Genomic DNA, 3314 nt, shown 5'->3' with positions numbered 1-3314 from the left:
AGCCCCAGCGGCACCCCCGTCACAACGAGCAGGGCGATGGCTCCCGTCGCCGCGAACGGGATGGAGACCAGCAGGATCAGCGGCTGCACGAGGGACTTGAACGCAGCCACCATGATCACGTAGACGATCGCGACGGCTGCCAGCAGCGCGAGCCCCAGCTGGCGGAACGAATCGGCCTGCTGCGTCGTTGCGCCGCCGATCGTGGCCGTAACCCCCGGCGGGAGCGGGACTGACGTGAGCCGGTTCTGGACTTCCGTGCTCACCGCACCAAGGTTCGCGCCCGACGGCGTCACGGAAACCTTCGCGGTGCGCTGGCCGTTGCTGGCGGTGATGGAGACGGGGACGTCGACCTGTTCCACGGAGGCGATGCTGCCCAGCGGCACGGCGCCGGCCGCCGTCGGGAGCGGGATCTGCCGGACGGCGTCGATGCTCGTGAATCGGGTGCCCTGGCCGATCCGGACAGGGAAGTCGTCGGTGTCGATCCGCACTGTCCCCGCGGGAATCGGGCTGATCGTGGCGGCCAGGACCGCGGCCACGCGCTCTTCGTTCAAGCCGGCCGCGACGGCCTTGGCCYGGTCCACCTTGACCTGGACCACCGGCTGGCTGGCGGCCAGGTTGGTGGCCACCTCGCTGCTGCCGGGGACCCCGTCCATGGCCTTGACCATCGCGTCACTGGCGGTCCGGAGGTCAGCGGTCGTGGCGGCTTTGAGGGTGATATCCACGGTGGAGGACGTGCCGAAGCCGCCCTGCTGGGAACCGACGGTGATMTTGCCCGCGTCGCCGAGCTTGGCGAGCTCGGCGCGGACCGTGTCCTGGAGCTTATCCTGGTTGGCCTTTTCGTCCGTTACCACCGTGAACGTCGAATTCGACGCGCCCGTGGACAGCAGGGCCGAGAAACCGGTCTGGGCGTTGCCGGTGGTGGACTGGACGTCCTGGATCCCGTCGATGCCCCGCAAGACGTTCTCGACCCGGATGGCCGAAGCGCTGGCATCGGCAAGGCTCGTGCCGGCCGGCAAGGCCTGCCGGACGGTCATGCTGTTCTCGCCGGAACGGCCCAGCAGGTCGGTGGCGAGCAGCGGGGACATCGCCACGGTGGCGCCGAGCACCAGGGCGGCGGCGACGAGCGTGAKGACCGGATGGCGCTGCGTGCCGGACAGGACGGGCAGGTAGCCGCGCTGCAGCAGCGTGCGCTGCTCGGCCTCGTGCGCCTTGGCGGCCACTGCGGCCGGGGAGTCCGTGACGGCGGCCGCGCGCAGGAACCAGTATGCCAGCACCGGCACGATGGTCAGCGAGACCAGCAGCGAGGAGAGCAGGGCGATGGTCACAGTGAGGGCGAAAGGCCGGAAGAGCTCGCCGGCCAGATCGCCGACGAAGGCGATCGGCAGGAAGACGGCCACGGTGGTCAGGGTCGACGCCGTGATGGCGCCGGCGACTTCGCGGATCGCCGTCACAATGGCGGTGATCTTGTCCTCGCCATAGCTCAGATGGCGCTTGATGTTCTCGATGACCACGATCGAGTCGTCCACCACGCGGCCGATCGCAATGGTGAGTGCTCCGAGGGTAAGGATGTTGAGGGAGTAGCCGGTCGCCGAAAGCCCGATGAAGGTGATCAGCAGGGACAACGGGATGGACACGGCGGTCACCAAGGTCGCGCGCACGGACATTAGGAATACAAGGATCACCAGCACTGCGAAGCCCAGGCCCAGCAGGCCCTCGGTGGTGAGGTCCTTGATCGATTTCTCGATGAACGGCGCCTGGTCGAAGACCGGAGTGAACTTGGCGTTGGAGCCGAGTTCGGCCTCGAGCTGGGGGATGGCGTCCTTGACCGCATGGGAGATCGCGACGGTGTCGCCCTCGGGCTTCTTGGTCACGGACAGGGCGAGGGTTTCTTTGCCGTTCGTCCGCGTGATGGAGGTGCGGGCGTCCTCGACGAGGCTGACATCGGCGACGCTGCCGATCGTTGCCGCGTTGCGGGCTGCGCCCAGGGGCAGGGCTTTGATGGCGTCGAGGGAGTCCACCGGGCTGCCGATCTGCAGCGAGAGGGTCTTGCCCTGCTCTTCGACGGTGCCGGCCGGAACCAGCGAACCGTTGTTCTTCAGCGCATCACTGATGGACTGGATGCTCGCGCCGGACGCCGCCATGTCCCGTGGCCGCGGCAGGATCTGGATGTGCTGGGTGGCGCCGCCGGTGACGTCGGCGCCCCTCACGCCGTCGAGCTTCTGCAGCCGGGGAACACTGAGCCGGGCGAGATCGGCGTTGAGTTCGCTGAGCGGCTTGTCCGAGGACACGGCGAGGAACACGATCGGGAAGTCGCTGATGCTGCCGGCGATGGCCTGCGGCTGGACGTCTTTCGGCAGGGCCTGCTGGGCGTTGGAGATGGCCCGGTCGATCTGGTTGCGGGCCCGGTCCAGGTTGGTGCCGTACGTGAACGCCAGGGTGATCTGGGAAACGCCGTTGCGGGACGTGGACGACGTCGACTCCAGCCCCTCGACGCCGTTGAGCGCCGTTTCCAGCGGAGCGCTKATCTGCTTGTCCACGACTTCCGGAGACGCACCGGGCATCGAGGTAATGACCGTGATCTGAGGGAACTCGATGGACGGGATGAGCTCCTGCTTCAGCGAGGACATCGTKATCACGCCGAACACCGACGCGAACACCGTGACCAGCGCGATCAGGGCCCGGTTGGCGAGGGACAGCTTGGCGAGCCGGAACATCTCATGGTCTCCTGGCGGGTCGACGACGTACTGCACAAACGTACTGCACAGATGTAGTGCCCAGATGTACTGCACAGCCCTGGTGCACAACGGGAACAACTAAAGGGTGCGGCGGCTCCCMAACCTGGGGGGGCCGCCGCGGCCCGCGCCCGGAGGGTTCAGCTGTGGGCGGCGACCTGTTCGAGCTGCAGCGTCTTGGCCGTCTCGGCCTCGAGTTGCGCGGCGAGCTCAGGGTTGTCGTTGAGCTTGATACCGTAGCCGGGCATCATGTCCTTGAGCTTGGACTGCMAGCCTTTGAAGTTCTTGGGGAAGGACTTCTGGAGCAGCTCGATCATGATCGGCACGGCCGTGGACGCGCCGGGGGAAGCGCCGAGCAGGGCTCCGATGCTGCCATCGCGTCCGGCGATGACCTCGGTGCCGAACTGCAGCACGCCGCCCTTCTTGGGGTCTTTCTTGATGATCTGGACGCGCTGGCCGGCGGTGATGAGCTCCCAGTCGCCGTCCTTGGCCTCGGGGTAGTACTCGCGCAGGGCCTCGACCTTGTCGCCGTGGCGCTTGGCGACCTCCTTGACCAGGTAGGCGGTGAGGTCCATGTTGTCC

General features: G+C 67.3%; 2 protein-coding genes. Both read right to left on the bottom strand.

The genetic code is table 11. The features are described from left to right. The coding region (locus AC1DBQ_RS22565) for an efflux RND transporter permease subunit (RefSeq protein WP_476930637.1) at window positions 1–2714 on the bottom strand (2714 nt) is incomplete at its 3' end. Window positions 2715–2872: 158 nt separating this feature from the next. Then, the coding region (locus AC1DBQ_RS22560) for a malate:quinone oxidoreductase (RefSeq protein WP_476930636.1) at window positions 2873–3314 on the bottom strand (442 nt) is incomplete at its 5' end.

This window comes from Arthrobacter sp. 10T413_2, from assembly GCF_056394205.1.
This window is presented reverse-complemented; position numbering and strand designations above follow the sequence as displayed.